The following is a 22,856-nucleotide window of genomic DNA, read 5'->3' on the forward strand; positions in this document are numbered from 1 at the left end:
TAATTTCTATTAAGTTTTTATCAGTATATTAATATTTGTGCAAAGTACTGTATAGAAAATGTGCATTACTTTTAATATATAGATTCAATTATTATTAGGAATTCTGTAAGGAGGAGATTATGACAAGGTGAAAAAGCATGAGAAAAAAAGTGGTAGAGCAATACCGACGCGGTTAAATATTTTATTTCTTTGTGTATTTTTATTATTTTCTGCAATGATTATACAGTTAGGTAAAGTGCAAATTATTGATGGAGAGACGTATAAAAATGAAGTAGAGAAGAGAGAAAATGCAACTGTGAGCCTATCTGTCCCACGTGGAAAAATATTTGATCGAGAAGGGAATCCAGTTGTTGATAATACATCTTTACGCACGATCACGTACACAAAGATGAAAGGTGTAAAATCAGAAGATATATTAAAAACTGCAAGACAACTTGTAGACATAATTGAAATGCCGCAAGAAGATATAGATAAGTTAAATGAGACAGATAAGAAAGATTTTTGGATGCAATTAAATCCGAAACTGGCTGAAAATCTAGTATCGAAAAAAGAAATAGATACATTTAGAGAAAAGGATATTAGCGGCAAGAAGCTAGATAAAAAAATAGAAGAGTTAAAAAGAAAACGGGTTACAGATAAAAATCTTCAGGAATTAACAGAGAAAGATATAAAAGTGTTAGCTATTAAAAGTAAGATGACTTCTGGTTATCAAATGGCTCCTCAGATTATTAAAAAAGATGTTAGTGAAAAGGAATTTACTATAATTAGTGAAGGTTTAGCGAATCTCCCAGGTGTAGACGTATCGGTGGATTGGGAGAGAGTGTATGTAAATGATGGATTATTCCGATCTGTTCTTGGAAATGTTTCTAATTCCGATGAAGGCTTACCAAGTGAACGATTAGATTACTACTTGGTACGTGATTATAGCCGAAATGATAGGGTTGGAAAAAGTTATATCGAGCAGCAATATGAAGATGTACTTCATGGTACAAAAAAAGAAGTAAGAAGCGTTGCAGATAAACAAGGTAATACAATTAGAACGGAAACCGTTTCTGAGGGAAAGAGCGGTAAGAATTTAACTTTAACAATAGATATGGAATTACAGAAGAAAGTAGAAGAAAGTATTGAAAAAATATTAAAGGCATATAAAGCGTCAGAATCCATGTTGGACCGTGCTTTCGTTGTAATGATGAATCCGAAAAACGGACAAGTATTATCCATGGCCGGGAAAAGACTTGTAGAAAAAGACGGAAAAACAGAAGTTGAAGACTATGCATTAGGCACAATGACTAGTTCTTATGAGCTTGGATCAACAGTTAAAGGTGCGACAGTTTTAACTGGATTTGAAACGAAAGCTATAACACCAGGTACTTATTTTTATGATGCACCTATGAAGTTTAAAGGAACTAAGGAAAAAAAGTCTTGGAAAGAGTTTGGAAATATCGATGATTTAAGAGCGTTACAAGTCTCTTCAAACGTTTATATGTTTCATACAGCATTAAAAATTGCAGGTGTAGATTATGTGAAAAATAGTTCATTAAATATTAAACAGGAGTACTTTGATAAAATGAGGTATTATTTCAGGCAATTTGGATTAGGTGTTCCAACGGGTATTGATTTACCGAATGAAACAGCTGGACAAATTGGTAAAAAAGATAATCAACCTGGTTTCTTACTAGACTACTCAATTGGCCAGTATGACACCTATACGCCACTTCAGCTTGTACAGTATATTTCAACAATCGCAAACGGTGGATATCGAATGAAGCCACAAATTGTTCAAGAGGTAAGAGAGCAAACGTCGCAAAAAGATGAGATTGGTAAAGTGGTGCATGCAGTAGAACCAATCGTTTTAAATAAGATAGATATGAAAGAGGAATATATAAATCAAGTAAAAGAAGGATTTAGAAAGGTATTCCAAGAAGGTGATGGAACAGGAGTAAGGGCGTTCCAAAAAGCATCTTATAAGCCAGCAGGTAAAACAGGGACAGCACAGACAGTATACGGTGGAGAAAGTGATATTGGAAGAAATGAAAAAGGTGAGCGAAGAGAATGTTATAATTTAACGTTAGCAGGATATGCGCCGTATAATAATCCAGAAGTAGCGTTCTCTGTAGTTGTGCCATGGGTTATTAATGATAAATCTGGCATTAATTCTGATATTGGAAAAGAAGTTCTAGATGCTTATTTCGAGTTGAAAAATAAGCGATTGACTGGAGAAACTACAAATATAGGTAGCTCTAAAGAAGATTAAACATATAAAATGTTATAGAAAATAGAGTCGCCTTATTTAGGAATAGATTCAAAATGGGTGATAGAGAGGGAAAAATCATGCTATCAATTATTCACATTTTATAAATTAAATCATATATTAATAGCATAGGACAAGCTGAAAAGCTTATTCTAACCTCACAGAACACTCCTTATCACGGTTTGGCATCTACTTATGTAGATGCCTTTTTTAATTTAATCACTAACAATTATTTATCAACCTAAAGTCGCAAGCATATTAGGACTATTAGGTGAAGATTGACGGTAATAATTACAGTATGATTAATAAGAGTATTGAAATGTAAGGAGTGAGAAATAAGTGCTAAATATTTTAGTGGTTAATTTTCCAGCAGAGGGACATGTAAATCCTACATTAAGTTTAGTCAAAGCCTATACTGAACGAGGTGATCACGTACATTATATTACGACAGAACAATTTAAAGGCAGAATTGAAGATTTGGGAGCTACTGTATATACCCATCCAGATTTATTAAAGGAGATTTCTATTGATTCTGAAACTCCAGATGGGCTGAATTCTTTCTTTCGTGTACATGTTCAAACTTCTTTATATATATTAGAAATTACGAAACAATTATGTGAAAACATACATTTTGATTTCGTAATTTATGATATATTTGGCGCTGGAGAGTTAGTAAAGGAGTATTTACATATTCCAGGCATAGTTTCTTCTCCTATATTTTTAATTCCTCAAAATTTTTTGGAAACATTACCTTTTCATCCAAATGCAGAAATACCATTCCAACCTGATAAAATTTCTGAACAGTTACTATATCAAATGGAACATGAATTTGAAGTAACGCCTAAAAATAATCTTCAATTTATGCATAACAAGGGAGATATTACTCTTGCGTACACAAGTCGCTATTTTCAACCTAATAGCGATTTATTTGGAAGAAATAACATTTTTATTGGTCCTAGTATTTCAAATCGTAAAACAAATGTAGAGTTTCCACTTGAATTACTTAAAGATAAGAAAGTTATTTATATTTCAATGGGAACACTTCTTGAAGGGCTAGAACCATTCTTTAATACATGTATTGATGCTTTCTCAAATTTTGAAGGGTTAGTCGTAATGGCAATTGGTGATAGAAACGATCGTTCTAAAATTAAGAAGGCGCCAGACAATTTTATAATTGCTCCATACGTACCACAATCAGAAATATTAAGTGAAGCAGATGTTTTTATTACACATGGCGGCATGAATAGTGTACACGATGCTATTTATTTTAACGTCCCATTTGTCATCATTCCACATGATAAAGACCAGCCGATGATAGCACAAAGATTAACTGAGCTGGAAGCAGCACATCGACTATTGAAAGAACATGTTAATGTGCAAACTTTACAAGATGCGGTAACAGAGGTTCTTTCAAATGAAAAGTATAAGAATGGTATACGAAAATTGAATGATAGTTTTTTAGAATGTGGTGGTACTAAAGAAGCAATTGCAGTTATAAAATCTCTTCTAAATAAATAGTATGGACAATATAAAAGCATAGAGGATTAACCTTTATGCTTTTATATTATTATCCTGCAAATTGCACAGCAGTATTTGCATGTAAAAAAGCGGTATCAAAAACAGGAACAGTAAGGTCGTTTTGGGAAATGAGCAATGGTATTTCAGTGCATCCTAGCAATATACCTTCTGCACCATTTTGAATTAATGATTTTGTAATTTGTAAAAGTTTTTCTTTTGATGTTTCTGAAATAATTCCTTTACTTAATTCATTTAAAATAACATGATGAATAAAATTTCTTTCCTCTTCAGTCGGGATGATTGTCTCAATATTAAAATTTGCTAGACGTGATTTATAGAAGTCTTGTTCCATCGTTTGTTTCGTACCCAATAGTCCTATACGCTTTATATTCTGTTCTACCATTTCTTTAGCACTTACATCACCAATGTGAAGAAGTGGAATAGATATTGCATTTTCTACTTCTTCAGCAAATAAATGGATCGTATTGGAACACATTAATAAACAATCAGCTCCGGATTTTTCAACCTTTTTTGCAACTGTGACTAATTCGTTTTTCACTTCTTCATATTGATGATTTTGTAATAAAGTAGTTACTTCACCAAAGTCCATGCTATATAAAACAAGCTTCGCATTTTGATCATATTGAGAGAGTGTAAGTGTATTAATATGTTTATAGTATAACGATGTAGATTCCCAACTTAGTCCACCAATTAAACCGATTACTTTCATCGTACATTCCTCCCGTAACTATTTTGAATTCATTATTTCACAATTCCGATAAGAATACAATGATTTAAATGTACTGTTAAATGAAAAATAAAAATAATTAGAAAAGTATTGAAATTTATACTTATTAGTGCCATAATACGAATTACAAATTAATACTTATCCAGAGAGGTGGAGGGAACGGCCCTATGAAACCTCAGCAACCCCTATATAAATTTATAGGAAGGTGCTAATTCCGCAGAGGACACGATGTGTTTTTTTGAAGATAAGAGGATTCTTGAACGTGAAGAAAATGACCTCTTATGTAAGGGGTCATTTTTTGTTGTATAGAAAGGGAGTGTCGATGCATAATTCATTTTCAAAATAAATATAGAGTAATAAAAGTTGACTAATACGGGAGGGGGATTGTAATGAACAAATTATCAACAAAGTTAGTAGTAGCAATCGGAACTGGAGCAGCATTATACGGGATATTAGGACTTTGGGGATTTTCTATTGCACCCAATACATTTATTAAACCTGCATTAGCTATTTTAACCGTTTTTGGAGCGTTATTTGGTCCAGTGGCAGGACTTTTAATAGGACTTATCGGTCATACCGTAACAGATACAATCGCTGGATGGGGTATTTGGTGGGGTTGGGTTATTAGTTCAGGCATTATTGGCTTTGCAATGGGACTCATTCAAAAAAGAGTTAGCTTTAGTGTGAAAAACGGGACGTATAATAAGCGGGATATTTCTTATTTAGCTATTACTGGGTTAATTGGTATTGTCATTGCTATTATATTTGCTGGGGCATTCGATGTTATTGTGATGGGAGAACCATTTGACAAAATTATTATACAAGTATTAGGAGCAACAATTGCTGATGTTATTGTATTTTTAGTTCTTGGATTGCCAATTACAATAGGTCTAGCTAAATCTAATAAGAAACATACACATTTAAAAATTGAAAAGTAGGGATGTTAACATGCAACCAATCATTTCTTTTGAACAATTCAGCTTTCAATATGAACATGCTGCGCAGCCTACTGTAAAAGACATTACATTTCATATATACCCTGGAGAAAAAGTACTAATTGCTGGACGAAGTGGTTCAGGGAAGTCAACGTTAGCTCATTGTATAAATGGGCTAATCCCCTTTTCTTATGAAGGGATTAGTATTGGTAATATTTTAATTGCCGGAAAAGACCCGAGGAAAGAGAGTGTTTTTGAACTGAGTAAACAGGTAGGAACAATTTTGCAAGATCAAGATGCTCAATTTATTGGTCTTACAGTAGAAGAGGACGTAGCTTTTTATTTAGAAAATGAATGTGTAAATCAAGATGATATGAAAAAGATTGTTTCGGACTCATTAAAAAAGGTAAAGATGCATGCTTTTCATAAACAAAGTCCACATGAATTATCAGGAGGGCAAAAACAAACTGTTTCTTTAGCAGGTTTGTTAACAACAAATGCTGATATATTATTGTTCGATGAACCGTTAGCAAATTTAGATTCAGCAAGTAGTTTACATACGATAGAACTTATTAAAGGCATACATAAACAATATAATAAAACAATTGTAATTATTGAACATCGAATAGAAGAAATGTTAAACCTGGATTTAGATAAAATCATTTTAATGAATGAAGGGGAAATTGTTGCGATAGGGACACCAGAAGAGATTTTAGCGTCAAATATATTACCATCTATCGGCTTAAGAGAGCCTATGTACGTAGAAGTATTAAAGAAATTGCAGTTTGATGGTAATAATGACGTAATATACTACCCACTTGAAAAATACTACCCACTTGAAAATCTTCAAAGGGAAAGTGTTCGTAGCGTAATAAATGAGTGGATGGAGAAGCAAGTTTCTTTTAAAGGTACTCCTACAAAAAAAGAATTATTGAAAGTAGAGAATTTGTCATTCTCCTATCCTAATAAACAAAAAGTATTGGACAATGTAAATTTCTCCATATATGAAGGTGAAATTGTAGCACTTTTGGGCCATAATGGAGCCGGTAAATCAACATTAGCTCATAGTCTTATAGGCATAAACAAAACAAAAAATGATAGGATTGTATTTGATGAAGTAAATATCAATTCTTGGTCTATTCGTAAACGTGGTGAGGTTATATGTTATGTGATGCAAAATCCAAATCATATGATTACACAACCTACTGTTATAGAAGAGGTTTCATTTTCATTAAAATTAAAAAAGTTTTCAAAGGAAGAAATTAAGCTTAGAGCGGAAGAAACATTAAAACTTTGTGGTTTGTATCCATTTCGAAATTGGCCAATTCAGGCATTAAGTTATGGACAAAAGAAGAGAGTAACGATTGCATCTGTACTAATAGCAAATCCGAAACTGATCATATTAGATGAACCGACAGCGGGACAAGATTATTATCATTATAAACAGTTTATGTCGTTTATTAGAAAACTAGCTGTACAGGGAATATCTTTTATTTTTATCACACATGATATGAATCTCGCTTTAGAATATGCAGACAGAGCGATTGTTCTAGATGAAGGGGAAATTATTGCGAATAATTCCGCGTCCGTTGTATTAGGGGATACAGAAACGTTACAAAGGGCGAACCTAAGGGGAAGTTCTTTATTCAAACTAGTTAAATTTAGTGGAATTTCATATCCTGAAAGGTTTATGGAACATTATTTTGAGGATATTAGGAGGGAGGAAGGTGTATAGTACATATTTTCATCGCATGGATGAAGCAGTGAAATTGTTGTTATTTATTTTTTGTATGACACTTACTTTTTTGTTTTTTGATTTTCGTATATTGCTATTTGTATTTATGATTGGATGTATCGGACTACTTATTGCTAAAATCCCATTTCGTAAAATTTGCCTTGTTTTTACTGTTATATTTACATTTAGTTTATTAAATTCTGTCATGATTTTATTTATTACACCAACTCATGGATCTGAATTAACCGAATCATATACTTCGTTTTTACATATCGGATATGCAACAATTACATATGAAACATTATTTTATGCAGCTACACTTTCATTAAAATATTTTACGTTATTACCATTTACACTTATTTTTATATATACGACTGATCCAAGCAAATTTGTGAGTAGCTTAAGTAAATTTCGAATTCATTATAAGATTACATATGCAATAAATATTGCATTACGTTATATACCTGATATTCAGTCCGAATATAAAGTTATTAAACATGCGCAAGAGGCGAAAGGAGTAGCTTTTGAAAAAGGAGAAGCAAGTTTATGGATTCGTATGAAAAACCGTGTCTTAATTTTTTGGCCTTTAATTATTCATTCACTAGATAGAATCGATACAGTTTCAAATGCAATGGATTTAAGAGGATTTGGAAAGAAGAATACACGAACTTGGTTTTATACAAATAAAGCGAAAAGCGGGGATTTCATTGCTTTATTTGTAGGTGTTTTTATTTTAATTGTTGCAGTGTATTTAAAGTTACATGTATTTCAAAACTTTTGGTATCCATTTTAAAGCACTCTCAAATGAGTGCTTTTACTTATTTTTATGTGGACATGCTCAAAAAAGGGATATTTACATAATGTATAATACGAACCAGTTAAAATGATCAACTACCTATTAGTTTTCAAACCAAAAGGAGGAGAAAATATGAGTTACGGTGGTTCTTGTGGTTTTGGTGGAGGTTTCGCGTTATTAGTTGTGTTATTTATTTTATTAATTATCGTTGGATGCAGCTGCTGGGGCGGAGGGTACTAATTTCTAATTAGTTTCCACAAATGTAAACTTAAAAAACATAGAAGATACTTATGTATCGAAACAAATAAAAAAGGAGCATAATTGCTCCTTTTTTATTTGTTTTCAGATGAGTTCATATTACATTTCGGCAATGTAATTGTCAAAGTTGTACCTTTATTAATAACGCTTCGGATTTTCAAACTACCTTGCATTGTTTCAATGATTTTAACAGCAACCATTGTACCTAAACCTGTACCTTTTGTTTTTGTACTAAAATATGGTTCACCAAATCGATTTACTTGCTCTTGTGACATACCAATTCCACTATCCTCAATCCGAATAATAACTTTATTATTACTAATAGATGAGGAGATATGTAAAGTACCACCATTAGGCATTGCTTCAATCCCATTTTTTATTAAGTTTAAAAAACATTGTTGAAAGTGCTGTTTATTGCCTACAATTGTTGCCGTGGAAAAATCTTTTGTAATATGTATTGTATTCATATTGCATAATGGTAAGATCATATTAATAACTCGGTTCAATTCTTGTTCTACTGAAATATGATCTGATTTTTCTGAAGCAGGTTTGGCAAACGTTAAATAATCATCAATAATTCCTTGTGCACGATGTAACTCTTCAAGTATATGTTCAATATACTCGTCTCTTGATTCTGGAGTTAAATTAGGTGTTTTTAAAAGTTGAGTAAATCCTTTTACGACAGTTAAGGGATTTCTTACTTCGTGCGATATACTAGCAGCAAGCTGGCTAACAATCTCCATTTTTTCCATTTTAATCATCTTCGATCGCATACATACTGCATCTTTTAAAACTTCATTAAAATAAATGACAAACAACATCAAAATGGTTGGTAATATTATGAAATAAATAATGTACAAATTATTCACTTCAAAATCTGATAAAGTTAATACAATTACAGTTGTAAATATTGCTAGAAAAAATGTTAAAAACATTCCATAAGCTACTTTAATTTTTCTATTATACTTATTAAATTTTGCGGATGCGAATGCTGTAACGATAAACATTGTGCCATAAACTAATATTGTTAACATACTAAATCCATAAAATGAAAATCTTGTAATTAATAAAATAGCAAACAAAATAATACCAACAGGGAAGCCACCATAAAGTGTGCCTATTATTACTGGTATTTGTCTTAAATCATGAATACAATTTTCATCCATATAGATTGGATAGCGCATACATAAAATAAGAGGGATACTCGTACAAAGGATAATAAGTAATTTTTTATATTTCTTTAAATAGCGTCCGCTATCATATATAAAATAAAAAATAAATATACTACTTAAAATGTAAAGAAGATTATTTAATACGTTTTGATTAATATAAACAAAGTTCATAATATTTTCCTCGTTATTTTGAATTTCCATTTTATATGTATTATACATGATTATAGTAGAAACTTTATGTTTTTAATAATATAGGTTATATCTTTTCAGCATTTGCCACGTTTATCCACTCTTCATAAAATACTTTAACTGATTCATATCGTTCAGCTCGGCTTTCATTTACAGCACGATACGCTATTTCATATAAATTCCTACTTGCTTCCCATTTTGTAAAGGAACGATCTTTTCCACCTCCTAAAATTTCGAAAGCCATCGCCCCCATATTAAATACATTTGTTCTTGCATCAATCATAGCGTTTAGCTTAAATTCTTCAGGAGACATAAAACGCGAGGAACCCCATAATCTTCCCATTTTATTCACGTATGGTTTTTTAGAATACAAATCAATATCACAAATCTTCGTCTCATTTGTATGGAAATTATATAAAATACTACCGTCATAAAAATCTATTGCTACATAGTTTTCCTTTTCGACATATGTATGGAAAGAAAACATAGAATTTAAGGATTGAATTCGCTCCAAAACAGATAAATGCTTATATTTATAATAAGGAGAGTTTGGATTTTTATATTTCTCAGGAGGCGGGAAACTCCAATGTGAATGAAGACATTCGCCATCAAACCAATCAAAAATTAAGACATATCCAGATTGAACGGGAAAATGTTCAATTAATTGTATAAGTGACTCATGCTTTAATTCTTCATATAAGGAAACTGAATTTTTTAATCTATCAATTGCATCGCTGGTCTTTCCGTTATATGCAATTGTATGTGCCCCTGCATATTTAATAAATTTCTTATGACCATCTTTTTCTACACCAAAAGATAGATTTCCTGAATCTTGCTGGTCAAAAACCGCAAATATGGTTCCTAATTTCATAAGCCAATCAAAATTATGATGTTCTTTTAATTGGAATGTTACTTGATTTAATTGAATTTCAACTGGAATATCTTTCATAATATACCTCACATTTATTATAATTAAGTTGTATATTTCAGTATTCGACATATTTTGTAAAAATCCTATGTTAATCACATGAAATTTTATAAATATAATAATAAACACTTATAAGAGGGTGAACAATATGGAACAACAAATCGTTATTAAACCATATGAAAAAGATTGGTATGAAGAGTATGGAATAGAAAAAGAGAAATTTATTTCATTATTTGGAGGAGAATGTATCGCTATTGAACACATAGGGAGCACATCTGTACAAGGATTAGGAGCGAAACCTCTAATTGATATGATGATTGGCGTAACGGATTTACAAATTACTGAAAAGTGGATTGAAGATTTATTAAATATTGGATATGAGTATGTTCCAAAAGAAACACCTAATCGACGTTTTTTTAGAAAGGGAAAATGGAGAGCTGGTACCCATCATTTGCATGTTTATATTTATAATAGTGACGAATGGAAAAACAATCTTTTATTTCGAGACTTTCTAATAAAACATGAATGGGCACGTAAAGAATATAGAGAATTAAAAGAGAAACTTGCAACTACATATCCTTTTGATCGTGTTTCATATACAAAGGAAAAAGCACCGTTTATTCAAAGAATTTTAGAATTGGCCAAAACTCAAAAAAACTAAAACTACAGATTCTTATCTGAAAAATTTAAAAAACCCCTTCCTACGTTATTTATATGGAGGGATTTTTTCTTTTGTCATAACGATATACATTATTTCTAATTATTGGAGACGGATTATTTTATTTATTTCGATATTTCTAGTACATTGAAAATATTAAGGGGGAATTAAACAATGAAAGCTATTGTACATCAATATAAAAAAGGGGTAGAAGGATTAGAATATAAATTTTTACCTGAAACAAATCTTAATGCCGGTGAAGTAAAAGTAAAGTTAAAAGCTGCAGGATTAAATCATAGGGATTTATTTATTATATACAATAGAAAAGAAATGGAGCTGCCGTTAGTAATAGGGTCAGATGGTTCAGGAATTGTTACAGAAATCGGAGAAGGTGTTTCAAATAATTTATTAAATAGCGAGGTTATTATCAATCCTAGCATTGGATGGGAAAATATTACCGAAGTACCAGATTTACCAGAGGTGTTAGGTGGACCGAAAGATGGAACGTTTGCTGAATTTGTTATTGTGCCAGCTGAAAATGTAGTGGCAAAACCGTCATACCTTACTTGGGATGAGGCTGGAGTTTTATCTTTATCGGCATTAACAGCATATAGAGCGCTTTTTACAAAGGGTAAATTGAAGTGTGGAGAACATGTTTTAATTCCGGGAATAGGCGGCGGTGTAGCGACATTTGCCATGTTATTTGCGAAAGCAATTGGCGCAAAAGTAAGTGTTACATCAAGGGTAGAGAACAAAAGACAGTTTGCCGAAACATATGGCGCAGACTTTTCTTTTAATAGTTCTGGAAATTGGGAAGAGAGTTTACGCGGAGAGAAAGTAGATTTAATAATCGATAGTATAGGTCCAGCAACATTCTTACAATATTTTGATGTATTAAAACCAAATGGGAGAATTGTTAATTTTGGTGCAAGCTCAGGAGATAAAATTGAATTGCCATTACGTGCATTATTTTATAACCAAATCGATATTATGGGGACATCTATGGGTAGCCGTGAGGAATTTAATGAAATGGTTAAGTTTATTGAGAAACATAAGATTAAACCAATTATTGATAAAGTATATTCGTTAGAAGAAGCCATTGGGGCGTTAAGTCGTATGGAACAAGGAGAACAATTTGGTAATATCGCACTTCGTATGTATTAAAAATACGATTTCGCAACTACTATATTTAAGTAACAATGTTATGTATTCTACATATGAAAAGTATGTAATTCGTATTGTTTTAAAGGTTTTTCAGCTTTATACATAATTAGCCGTAATAATTAGTGTCAATATTGTCAAATGAGTAATAGTAAAATGAGAATTAGATGAGAAAAGTTTAAGCCCATTTTCATATTGATGTTGTATACTGTGTAAATCAAGAATGCTTTTATTTAAGGAGAGAGTATTATGAATTACACAGTATTTCAATGGTTTAATAGTTTTGCTGGATCGTCCAAACTATTAGATACGCTAATGAGTGCTATTACCAATAGTGCTGTATATGTAGCAATTTTGTTTATGTTTATCTTATGGTTTAATAATGGAAAGAAAGTCAATGCCATAAAAAAACAATACACAGTGTTATATACGACACTTTCAGTCATTATCGCATTACTAGTAAATGTTGTGATACATGCGGTATATTACCACCCGCGTCCATTTGTATCACATAATGTACATCAATTAGTGCCACATGCAGCAGACTCATCATTTGTTAGTGATCATTCTGTACTTGTATTTTCCATCGCATTTGTATTTTTGCTTAGAGGAGAAAAACTTAAATATGTCGCTCTTATTTGGGCAGTATTAGTTGGTGTATCACGTATGTACGTAGGAGTTCATTATCCTCTAGATATACTTGGTGCAGCTTTCTTAACATTTATTACGAGCGGTTTAGTAGTGCAAAGTGCACGTATGTTTGAACCGATAGCGAAATTTGTATTTAAAATGTACGCATTGGTAGCGAAACGAATTCCTTTTTTAGCGAAATATAATCATATAGCTTAATTTTTATAAATAACTATTTATAGGTTTGTTAAAAAGTTCTCCTTTGGAAATCCAGAGGGGAACTTTTTTATTATGCACAAGATAAGGGTATGCGTATGAAAAGAGTGGCGAAAGAACAACGGAATTAGCATCATAAGTTCCTATTAAATTTGTATAAGTTAACCATCTTGTGCCATAATATTCGTAAATTTCACGCACCGTACTGTAAATAGAAAAATAAAAGCAAAACAACAGCAGAAACAACAGCTACTTTCAGAACGATTTAAAGGAATTAAAAGGAAAAGTTCGAAACATATAGTATTGAAAGCAAAAATTACATAATTTGTAGCACACCTCTGCAGTAGTTAATTGTGAAAGAAAGGGGATAAATATGCATAAACTTCAAACGAATAAAGGCGCGCGGTATTTTATGGTTGCTTTTATTGTTTTGTTTCTTATTATGCTTTTGCGTTTTTTCTATATTCAAGCAGTAGGGGTCGTCCATAATGTAGATGTAAAGGACCTTGCAACTGAACAACATAATAAAAAGGGTGTTTTGGAAGCAAATCGTGGCACGATTTATGATCAAGCTGGAAAAGTGCTAGTCCAAGATACCACAACATATCGTGTTGTTGTGAATTTAAAAGGAACAAATAAAGTGAAAAATAAAGATGAAACCGCAAGGCAATTAGCTGATGCGCTTGAAATTGATAAAGAGGATGTATTAAAAAATTTTCATGATGGACGTACGCAAGTTGAAATCGGAAAAGTTGGTCGGAATTTATCTAGAGAATTGAAAGAACAAATCGGGAAAATGAAAATTCCGGGTGTTTCTTTTATGCCAGAGAAAGCAAGAGTGTATCCAAATGAAGATTTTGCATCTTATATTCTTGGTTTTGCTAGACCTGACGATAAAGGAAATACAGAAGGGAAATTCGGACTTGAAAAGAGTCTGGATAAATATTTGCGCTCGACAAATGGGAAAATAGAATATGTGGGAGCACGAAAAGGCATCCCCCTTACAAATGATATAGGAAAAATAGAACCCGCTAAAAATGGAAATAACGTGTACCTTACGCTTGATAAACAAATTAATAGTTTTTTAGAAGAAGCGATGAATAAGGCACAAGATCACTATGATCCTTCTATGTTAGTAGGAATCATAGCGGATCCAAAGACAGGGAAAGTTTTAGCGATGTCTAGTAAACCAAGTTTTAATCCTAATAAAGGCGATATTGAATATTTTTTAAATGACCCAATCGCAAATGCATTTGAACCAGGTTCAACTATGAAAGTATTTACGTTAGCTGCTGCAATTAATGAAGGTGTATATAACGGGAAGGAATATTTCCAATCTGGAAAATATTCAGTTGGTTCATCTGATATAAAAGATCATAACGGTGGATTTGGATGGGGATCTATTACATTTGATGAAGGGTTTGAAAGATCATCCAATGTAGCTTTTTCTATTTTAGAAGATCAGTTATTGAAACCGGATAAATTTAAGCAATATATGAATAAATTTGGATTCAACCAAAAAACCGGAATAGATTTACCTGGTGAAAGTAAAAACACATTATTATTAAATACACAAATTCAACAAGTCACAACTTCTTTCGGACAAGGTTCTACAGTAACTCCCATTCAATTAATCCAAGCAGCTACTGCTATAGCAAATGACGGAAAAATGATGCAACCATATATCGTTGACAAAGTTGTAAATCCGACAAACAAACAAGTTATTATGGAAAATCAACCGAAAGAAATTGGGAATCCGATAAAAAAAGAGACAGCGAACGAGGTAAGGAATTTAATGGAGCGTGTTATTACGTCATCAAAAGGTACTGGTACAATGTATAAAGTGGATGGTTATCCAATAGGAGGTAAGACCGGAACAGCGCAAATTCCGAATCCTGAAAATGGACGATATATGGAAGGGAAAGAAAATTATATTTTTTCATTTTTAGGTATGGCTCCGATTGATGACCCAGAGTTAATTGTATACTTAGCTATTAAACAGCCAAAGTTAAAGGGAGACAAGTATGGAGCTCAGCCGCTTGCTGAAATATTTAAACCAGTTGTGAAAAATAGCCTTGAATATTTAAAGGTGAAACCATATACAGAAAAACAAATGGCAGATGCAACCAAACGATCCCAATTAAAAGTACAAAACTATGTCAATCAATCAATGGATACAGTAGAGAATAGTGTGAAAAAAGAGAAGCTTCAACCGATAATTTTAGGCGAAGGAAAAATAATAAAACAATATCCGCAATCTGGTGAAGTAATGAGTGAAGGGGATCGTATATTTTTATTAGGAAAGAACGCAATAATGCCAAATTTACAAGGTTGGTCAATGCGTGATGTTATGTATTTCTCTAAATTATTAAAATTAGATTTAAAAACTACAGGTACGGGCTATGTAACGAGTCAGAGCATTGAAAAGGGACAAGATATACAAGAAGGCGATGCATTAGAAATAGAGTTAGAACCACCGTTACAACCGTTAGCAGAGGCGAATACAAACTAATTCGGACAAAGTGAAGGGTCTATATACAATAGGCTCTTTTTTTATAGATTTAAGTAATTTCACGCACCGTAATTTTTTGAAAAAATAATAAATAAGATAATCACCAGTGACATGTCGGTAAATATCTGATTATTTTATATTTACAGTTAAATAAACTTGTGATAATATGGGGAAAATCAAATGCAGTGAAGAGAAGAGTAAATAAAATGAATTTTTCACAGAGAGCTCCATTTAGCTGAAAAGGAGTAAAAATTCTTTATTGAACCAAGCCTCTGAGCAGCACATCGGAACCTTTTATAAGGGGATAGTGTGACGGGAGCTCCCGTTATAGAGCTATGGTATAAGCATGAATTAGAATGCAGTACCTGATAAGGTTAATATGGCGACATATTAACAAACTAGGGTGGCACCGCGATGATAAATCTCGTCCCTAAGACTAAAAGTCTTGGGGGTGGGATTTTTTTATTGTTTCAAAACAATTTGGAAAGCGGGGGCCTAAAATGAAAAACTTACTTAAAGATTGGAAATATCCATTATTACTACTATCTGGAGTTGGTATTGCGAATTTAGGGGCATGGATTTACTTAATAGCACTAAATGTACTTGTCTATAATATGGGGGGATCAGCCTTAGCTGTTGCTACTTTATATGTAATTAAACCATTAGCCGCTTTATTTACAAACGCTTGGTCAGGAAGTATGATTGATCGTTTAAATAAACGGAAGTTAATGATTCACCTCGATATATATCGTGCGGTATTTATCGCTATTTTACCTCTACTTCCATCACTTTGGATTGTTTATGTATTCGTATTCTTTATAAGTATGGCCAGTGCGATTTATGAGCCAACTGCTATGACGTATATGACAAAATTAGTACCAGTAGAGCAAAGACAACGTTTCAACTCATTACGTAGTTTAATAGGATCTGGTGCATCTTTAATTGGTCCAGCGATAGCGGGCGTATTGTTAATAGCAAGTACACCGGAGTTTGCTATATATATAAATGCTATAGCATTTCTCTTATCAGGAGTAATTACATTGCTGTTACCTAATCTTGATAAAAAATCCGATATAACTACGTCAAATGATAAGTTATCTTTAGCTGTACTAAAAAAAGATTGGAACATTGTTTTAAATTTCAGTAAAAAATCTTTATATATCGTTTTTGTGTATTTCTTATTTCAAGGGATGATGGTTTTAGTTGCCGCAACTGATTCACTTGAATTGTCATTTGCGAAAAAAGTTTTATTGTTAACAGATAGTGAATATGGCTTTTTAGTTAGTATCGCTGGAGCCGGGTTTATTTTAGGAGCTATAACAAATACAATTTTATCCAAAAAAATAGCGCCTTCATTTTTAATTGGAATAGGATCATTATTCATAGCAATCGGTTATTTAATTTATGCTTTTTCAAATGAATTTTTAATAGCTGCTATCGGATTCTTTATTTTATCTTTCTCTATGGCGTATGCAAATACAGGATTTTATACCTTTTATCAAAATAATGTCCCTGTCCATATGATGGGACGGATTGGGAGTATATATGGGCTTGTGATTGCGGGCATCACCATTTTAATTACGATTTTGTTTGGAGTCGCAACTCAATTTATTTCTATACAACTTGTGGTTATTATAGGCTCATTGGTAATGCTGCTTATAACTATCATATTGTGTGTATTTACTTTATTGCCCTCACATTTTAAAGTGTATTCCTCTGAGTCAATCAATTCAAAATAGTAATCTTGGTTTTGATTTACGGTATTCAATAGGAGGGTTTACCCTCCTATATATGGAAATATAAGAAGGGTGAACAATATTGATAAACGAGGGTGGTTTTTGTAATGAAAACAAAAGATCAAATAGACAGCATTGTAAAAGAAATGCATCAGCATATAGATTTCTCTGGGGTAATTTTAGTAAAAGAAGAAAAAGGCTTAGTCTATGAAGAGGCGTTTGGTTACGCAAATCGCAATGAATGTATAAATAATACGCTACAAACAAGGTTTGGAATTGCCTCCGGTTGTAAAATATTCACTGCTATCGGTATCTGTCAACTTGTTGAGAAGGGGATAATTACTTTTCAAACAAAGTTAAAAGATTGTTTACGTATAAACTTTCCAAACTTCAATGAAGATATTACAATACATCACCTTTTGACGCATAGTTCGGGTATTCCAGATTATTTTGATGAAAGTATTATGGATAACTTCGAAGATCTTTGGGAACAAACTCCTATGTATCTATTAAAAAATTTAAAAGACTTCTTACCATTATTCCAAAACAGAAATATGATGTTTGCACCTGGAAGTAAGTTTCACTACAACAATGCAGGTTTTATCATACTTGGATTAATAATCGAAGAACAGACAGGACTTAAATTTACGGAGTATATAGAAAAAAACATATTCAATCCAATTGGTATGAATGATTCTGGCTATTTTTCTTTAGATAGATTACCAAGACACACAGCTCTAGGATATATAAAAGACGAAATTAACCAAAATTGGAGAACAAACGCCTACTCTATACCAATAAAAGGTGGTTCTGATGGTGGTGCTTTTATTACTGCGCCAGACATGCTGAAGTTCTGGGAAGCGTTATTTAACTATGAAATCATAAGCCGAGAATATACAAACATGCTTTTAACTCCTCATATTCAAGTAAATAATAATCAGTCTTACGGCTATGGAATATGGATTGAAACAAGAGAAAACAAGATATTCAAATATCATGTAATGGGATATGATCCAGGAGTCAGTTTTCGCTCAGCCGTATATCCAGGCTTAGGAATTACATTAGTTATTCCATCAAATAAAGGAGCAGGACCCGAAAAATTAATGACAGAAATAGAAGGAGCTTTTTCATTATATGGATATAGAAATTAGAGCGTATAGAAAAGAGGATGAAGCTGGTTGGGTACGTTGTCGTGTGTTGTCTTTTTTAGATACAGCATATTACGATAATGTATTTAGAGAGAAAGAAAAATATGAAAATCCTGCTATTGAATTAGTAGCAGTATATGAAAATCAAATTGTGGGTTTAATAGATATCGAATATGAATTAGAAGAACGTGCAGTTTGTTCAAGAGGAACTGGTCTTGGCGGCATGATTTGGCATATTGCAGTTCATCCGGATTTTCGTAGAATGAAGATTGCTAATCAACTATTAAATGTGGCAGAAAAGTTAGCGAAAGAACTTAACCTAAATCGATTGGAAGCGTGGACTAGGGACAATTTATGGGTTCACGAATGGTATGAAAAGAACGGATTTGTAAACGTAGATTCATATTTACATGTATATTCCGATCATACAGACGAGATAAAAGGTGTAATGAAAAGTAATATTGATCAGTTATATCCAGTTCAAACATTTGCTCATTATACAGGTGAAAATAAAGAAGAGATAAGAAAACAATTTAAACGAGTTCACGATTGTTTTTGTTTTGAAAAGTATTTTAACTAGAAAACATTTATTTTATAAATAAATGTTTTCTAGAATGAAATATAATTCTATACAAGTGAATTTAATAACATCATATTTATATATAAATATTTATAAAATATTACTATGAAGGGATGTGTTAACAGTTTGTATATGATCAATGGTAGTGTGTTTATCATAGTAGGAGTTATCTGTTATTTGATTGTACGAAGTATTTTTATTGGAATGAAAAGTAAAAAAGGTGTGAATTGGTGGAAAGAACTAATTAGTTTTCTATTCGTAATATATATTGGTATGGTTGTTGCAATAACTTTATTTCCTATACCAATCGGTTTTCCAACGCGCATCGAGAATATAAGACTTTCAATCAATAGTATCCCCTTTGCTTCAATTATTGAAGATATTGGTAAAATAGGAATTGCTTATGATGGTGATGTTCTATTTATGATTGGTCTCATCGTAAGAAATGTAGGTGGAAATATTTTATTATTAATGCCTTTAGGATTTTTAGCACCAATTATATGGGATAAATTCAAAAAAATTAAAAACACTATTTTATTAGGTTTAGCTATATCAATTAGTATTGAATTATTACAACTAACAGAGTCTTTATTTAGTGGATGGGGACGTATTACTGATATTGATGATGTGATTTTTAACGTTATAGGTTCTATTGTAGGATATTTTATTTATAAAATCACTTTAATGCTAGCTAGTAAATTTAATATTCAAGTATTAAATAAGACTAATTCTAAAAGTGTAGAATCTATTGATAATTGACAGTTCATACGGGTTAATAGATATGTTTGTTTTGAATAAAGATGCTAACAGATGTACGAGTCAAAAGTACGTCTGTTTATTTTTATTAATAACGCTTACGACTATTACATTATGTACTGTAATAAATAGATTATAGTATAATCGAAAAATATATAATGAATTAACAAAAAAATTGTAAATACATTCATCCTTTGTTTATCAATGCTGTGAACGGTAATACTAAATAACATTGAACTTTTACAACAAGGGATGATAATATGATATTCATTTATACAGATTTTGGTGGAACACATTCAACTTCACTCGCTGCTGCTTATCATTTAAATAAATTACCAACTGATCGTAAGTTAACGAAAGAAGAAATTTTGAATGTAGATTACTTTAATAAATTAAAAACAGAAGATATGGGCAAAATCATTTTTCATGGAATAGACGAAAATGGTAATCCGGTTTATACAATTGGATGCGGCGCATCAAAAGTCGTTGTACCTGCGATGAAACATTTAGGAGAGATTTTGCAAAAACATTATCAAAGTCATGAAAAGATTGTTTTTTCTAATACATCACCAACAGTGCCTTTACCAATGACTTTCGGTGGTCTGTTTTCTAGAAGATTTCACATCGACTTCATCGGCGTACCGTTACTCGTATGGGGAGCGAAACTTTGCTGTGATAACGTACAAAGACTTGTTAGTTATACGAAGGAAGCTGGCCGATTGACGAATGATTATGTTGTAATTTTAGATAATGAAACTTTTAAATAATGTATAAAAAGAAGAAAATCGGGCAAATACTTCGATTTTCTTCTTTTTTTCGTGAAAATGACAAAAAATATTCACATTTAATATCCATCTACTATAGCCAAAACAATAAAGTCCTGTTACTATTACAGGGATATTCTCTTTTCGTAACATAAATATATAGAAAAGTCAGAAAAGAGGAATTGAATTAAGGGAGGAACAACATGAAGCGTGTTGCTTGGATTACTGATAGTACAACTGCGAGTTTTACAACAGAAGGAGATAACTTTGTTATCCCGATTGAAGTTATTATTGATGGTGTGTCGTACAAAGATTGTGAAGATGGTGTGCGTGAGCGCGTCTATAATGCGTTAAACGAAGGTAAAACTGTCACTACATCACAACCTAACATAGGGGAAATGGTAGAGTTATTTTCGAAATGCAAAGAAGAATATGAAGAGGGATTTGCAGTTGCTATTAGCGGAAAAGTAAGTGGAACTTATCAAAACATGAAGTTAGCTGCAGACATGGCAGGTTTCCCATTAACGGTATTGGATAGTGAAACAACAAGTTATCCAATGGATGAACTAATTAGAAAAGCGAAATCGTTATACAATGATGGTATAACGTTACAAGATATACACAAAACATTAGTAGATGAAAAAAGAAGACCTTTCCACGTATTCCCGAAAAGTTTAAAAGGCCTTTACGCAAGTGGACGTGTAAAGGGAGTTCAATTTTTACTTGGAAGTTTATTAAGTGTCAACTTAATATTAGAAGTAAAAGGTGGAGAGCTTTTACTTGAAAAGAAAGTTCGCAAAATCCAAAAATGTCGAGAATACATTAAAAATGAACTCGAAAAAGAATTACCAAAAGTACTTCATATGTTCCATGCTAACGATAAAGATGGAGCTGAAGAATGGATTTCAGATATTAGAAAAGCATTCCCTGAAATGGACTTTAAACTATATCCATTACCAATTTCATTTGCGGTTCATGCAGGTGAAGGTACAATAGCAATTAGTTATTAAAAGGAAAACCCGTGAATGATTCACGGGTTTTCCTTTTAATTAAATTGAAATTGGAGGCATATCACGTCACCATCAAGCAAAAGGCTCATTTTATCGTTTTGAGGAGCAACCAATCCCTCAACTTGATTTGAAATTAAAAATATAAACCTTTGCCTACTGGCTGAACAGTTTCTAGAACAGTATCGACCATTTCTTCATTGATTAGGGTTCTTATAATCCAAGCTGAAAGATCTTGAGCAGCAAAACAGCCTGCAGCAGTCGAGATATTTCCTTCGTTTACGAAACTTTGTTCAATAACGTCTACATCAAATTCTTTAAGCTGTTCTACTACGGACGGATATGTAGTGGCTTTCTTACCTGTTAGTAATTTTTTAGCTCCTAGTAGTAATGAACCAGAACACATAGATCCTATTAATTGTCTTTGAGGATCTACATGAATGCTATTAAGATACTCTTGATTTTTATATAAATTTTGTACACCCTTACCACTTGCAAATATTACAGCGTCAGCAGACTGAATATCAGATATGCTTCCTGTCATGGGAATACGTAAGCCAGACATGGATATATGAGTTTTTCCCGTTCCTAATAGTTGAACGTTCCAATCAGAAATACCGCCGACTAAACGTACACGATTTAATAAATCCCATGGTAGAAAAACATCTATATCAGTAAAGTTATCAAAACAGACTATTGCAATTTTCATTTTCTAATCCACCCCTTACTGTTGTTACCAGTGCCAATTAACTTTTCTAATAAAACAATTGCTTTAACATTTGATTCTAATTCCATAAGTATGGCCCGTTATTTACAAGATGACCTTCTCCTGTTTATGTTCTATATTAAGTTATAAATCCCTGTATATTCCATGCATTTGAAAGAGGTGTTAGCAATTTTTTAATTCACCCAAACATATAAATCAATTAAACCTTCTGCTTAGTTTCTACCGATTCGTTCTACAAAATCAACATTTTAGCAATAACTTCGTAATGTATTTGGAAATGAGAATCTTTAACTTTCTCGAGCAAGTTGGTGTAATTCATCACATACAGAAATAGAAATAAAAGTGTCATCAGAATAGTAGTCCTGCTCCACTGGTTAAATAAAGGAGAGGTGATGATATCCGTTTACATGTATTATACACTTACAAAATAT

20 protein-coding genes, 1 riboswitch and 1 other annotated feature are annotated in these 22,856 nt (G+C 32.2%); of the genes, 16 read left to right on the forward strand and 4 right to left on the reverse strand.

All coding sequences use genetic code 11. The features are described from left to right. The first annotated feature begins 127 nt into the window (after window positions 1–127). The gene (locus QCI41_RS03220) at window positions 128–2,254 is read left to right on the forward strand and encodes a peptidoglycan D,D-transpeptidase FtsI family protein (protein WP_353838362.1); all 2,127 of its coding nucleotides are present in this window, start codon (window positions 128–130) and stop codon (window positions 2,252–2,254) included. 336 nt (window positions 2,255–2,590) lie between these two features. Beyond that, window positions 2,591–3,769, forward strand: a complete 1,179-nt coding sequence (locus tag QCI41_RS03225; RefSeq protein ID WP_353838361.1) for a macrolide family glycosyltransferase — start codon at window positions 2,591–2,593, stop codon at window positions 3,767–3,769. A gap of 49 nt (window positions 3,770–3,818) precedes the next feature. On the opposite strand, the gene QCI41_RS03230 is transcribed toward QCI41_RS03225, so the two are convergent. Beyond that, window positions 3,819–4,499: an aspartate/glutamate racemase family protein gene (locus QCI41_RS03230; RefSeq protein WP_353838360.1), complete on the reverse strand. Its 681-nt coding sequence runs from the start codon at window positions 4,497–4,499 to the stop codon at window positions 3,819–3,821. A 153-nt stretch (window positions 4,500–4,652) separates the two neighbouring features. Next, window positions 4,653–4,768, forward strand: a riboswitch (SAM riboswitch). Window positions 4,769–4,906: 138 nt separating this feature from the next. On the opposite strand from QCI41_RS03230, the gene QCI41_RS03235 reads away from it, so the two are divergent. The 4 genes from QCI41_RS03235 to QCI41_RS03250 all read left to right on the forward strand — a co-directional run bounded on the left by QCI41_RS03235 (window position 4,907) and on the right by QCI41_RS03250 (window position 8,223). Next, window positions 4,907–5,455 (forward strand): ECF-type riboflavin transporter substrate-binding protein, encoded by a 549-nt coding sequence (locus tag QCI41_RS03235; RefSeq protein WP_353838359.1) that lies wholly within the window; start codon window positions 4,907–4,909, stop codon window positions 5,453–5,455. A gap of 10 nt (window positions 5,456–5,465) precedes the next feature. Continuing rightward, window positions 5,466–7,187 carry an ABC transporter ATP-binding protein gene (locus tag QCI41_RS03240; RefSeq protein ID WP_353838358.1) on the forward strand — a complete coding sequence of 574 codons (1,722 nt, stop codon included), beginning with the start codon at window positions 5,466–5,468 and terminating at the stop codon, window positions 7,185–7,187. After that, on the forward strand, window positions 7,180–7,980 hold the full coding sequence (locus QCI41_RS03245; RefSeq protein ID WP_353838357.1) for an energy-coupling factor transporter transmembrane component T family protein: 801 nt from the start codon (window positions 7,180–7,182) through the stop codon (window positions 7,978–7,980). Before QCI41_RS03240 ends, QCI41_RS03245 begins: the two co-directional genes overlap by 8 nt. 135 nt (window positions 7,981–8,115) lie before the next feature. Beyond that, a complete protein-coding gene (locus tag QCI41_RS03250; RefSeq protein WP_000120182.1) occupies window positions 8,116–8,223 on the forward strand; it encodes a YjcZ family sporulation protein in 108 nt (35 codons plus the stop codon). A gap of 92 nt (window positions 8,224–8,315) precedes the next feature. On the opposite strand, the gene QCI41_RS03255 is transcribed toward QCI41_RS03250, so the two are convergent. Beyond that, entirely contained in the window at window positions 8,316–9,584 is a 1,269-nt protein-coding gene (locus tag QCI41_RS03255; protein ID WP_172554847.1) for a sensor histidine kinase, read from the reverse strand. Between the two features lie 85 nt (window positions 9,585–9,669). Next, window positions 9,670–10,551 carry a protein kinase domain-containing protein gene (locus tag QCI41_RS03260; RefSeq protein ID WP_353838356.1) on the reverse strand — a complete coding sequence of 294 codons (882 nt, stop codon included), beginning with the start codon at window positions 10,549–10,551 and terminating at the stop codon, window positions 9,670–9,672. A 127-nt stretch (window positions 10,552–10,678) separates the two neighbouring features. Between QCI41_RS03260 and QCI41_RS03265 the strand changes: the two genes are divergently transcribed. From QCI41_RS03265 to QCI41_RS03310, 10 genes are all read left to right on the forward strand, one after another. Continuing rightward, the gene (locus QCI41_RS03265) at window positions 10,679–11,191 is read left to right on the forward strand and encodes a GrpB family protein (RefSeq protein ID WP_353838355.1); all 513 of its coding nucleotides are present in this window, start codon (window positions 10,679–10,681) and stop codon (window positions 11,189–11,191) included. Between the two features lie 171 nt (window positions 11,192–11,362). Beyond that, window positions 11,363–12,352: a zinc-binding dehydrogenase gene (locus QCI41_RS03270; RefSeq protein WP_098191403.1), complete on the forward strand. Its 990-nt coding sequence runs from the start codon at window positions 11,363–11,365 to the stop codon at window positions 12,350–12,352. 246 nt (window positions 12,353–12,598) lie between these two features. Next, entirely contained in the window at window positions 12,599–13,198 is a 600-nt protein-coding gene (locus tag QCI41_RS03275; protein WP_353838354.1) for an undecaprenyl-diphosphatase, read from the forward strand. 370 nt (window positions 13,199–13,568) lie between these two features. Continuing rightward, a complete protein-coding gene (locus tag QCI41_RS03280; RefSeq protein WP_353838353.1) occupies window positions 13,569–15,707 on the forward strand; it encodes a penicillin-binding protein in 2,139 nt (712 codons plus the stop codon). Between the two features lie 176 nt (window positions 15,708–15,883). Beyond that, window positions 15,884–16,142 (forward strand) — a binding site (T-box leader). Window positions 16,143–16,207: 65 nt separating this feature from the next. After that, entirely contained in the window at window positions 16,208–17,446 is a 1,239-nt protein-coding gene (locus tag QCI41_RS03285) for an MFS transporter (protein WP_353838352.1), read from the forward strand. Window positions 17,447–17,550: 104 nt separating this feature from the next. Beyond that, window positions 17,551–18,594 carry a serine hydrolase domain-containing protein gene (locus QCI41_RS03290; RefSeq protein WP_353838351.1) on the forward strand — a complete coding sequence of 348 codons (1,044 nt, stop codon included), beginning with the start codon at window positions 17,551–17,553 and terminating at the stop codon, window positions 18,592–18,594. Continuing rightward, entirely contained in the window at window positions 18,578–19,171 is a 594-nt protein-coding gene (locus QCI41_RS03295) for a GNAT family N-acetyltransferase (RefSeq protein ID WP_353838350.1), read from the forward strand. The genes QCI41_RS03290 and QCI41_RS03295 overlap by 17 nt, the downstream gene beginning before the upstream one ends. Window positions 19,172–19,276: 105 nt before the next feature. After that, the gene (locus tag QCI41_RS03300) at window positions 19,277–19,930 is read left to right on the forward strand and encodes a VanZ family protein (RefSeq protein WP_353838349.1); all 654 of its coding nucleotides are present in this window, start codon (window positions 19,277–19,279) and stop codon (window positions 19,928–19,930) included. A 257-nt stretch (window positions 19,931–20,187) separates the two neighbouring features. After that, a complete protein-coding gene (locus QCI41_RS03305) occupies window positions 20,188–20,694 on the forward strand; it encodes a DUF3189 family protein (RefSeq protein ID WP_087956226.1) in 507 nt (168 codons plus the stop codon). Between the two features lie 200 nt (window positions 20,695–20,894). Further along, window positions 20,895–21,701, forward strand: a complete 807-nt coding sequence (locus tag QCI41_RS03310; protein ID WP_353838348.1) for a DegV family protein — start codon at window positions 20,895–20,897, stop codon at window positions 21,699–21,701. A gap of 133 nt (window positions 21,702–21,834) precedes the next feature. On the opposite strand, the gene QCI41_RS03315 is transcribed toward QCI41_RS03310, so the two are convergent. Continuing rightward, window positions 21,835–22,407, reverse strand: coding sequence for a DJ-1/PfpI family protein (locus QCI41_RS03315; RefSeq protein ID WP_353838347.1), 573 nt, complete (start codon window positions 22,405–22,407; stop codon window positions 21,835–21,837). Window positions 22,408–22,856: the final 449 nt, after the last annotated feature.

The sequence above is a fragment of the Bacillus cereus group sp. MG4 genome (assembly GCF_040460055.1).
Lineage (GTDB): Bacteria > Bacillota > Bacilli > Bacillales > Bacillaceae_G > Bacillus_A > Bacillus_A wiedmannii.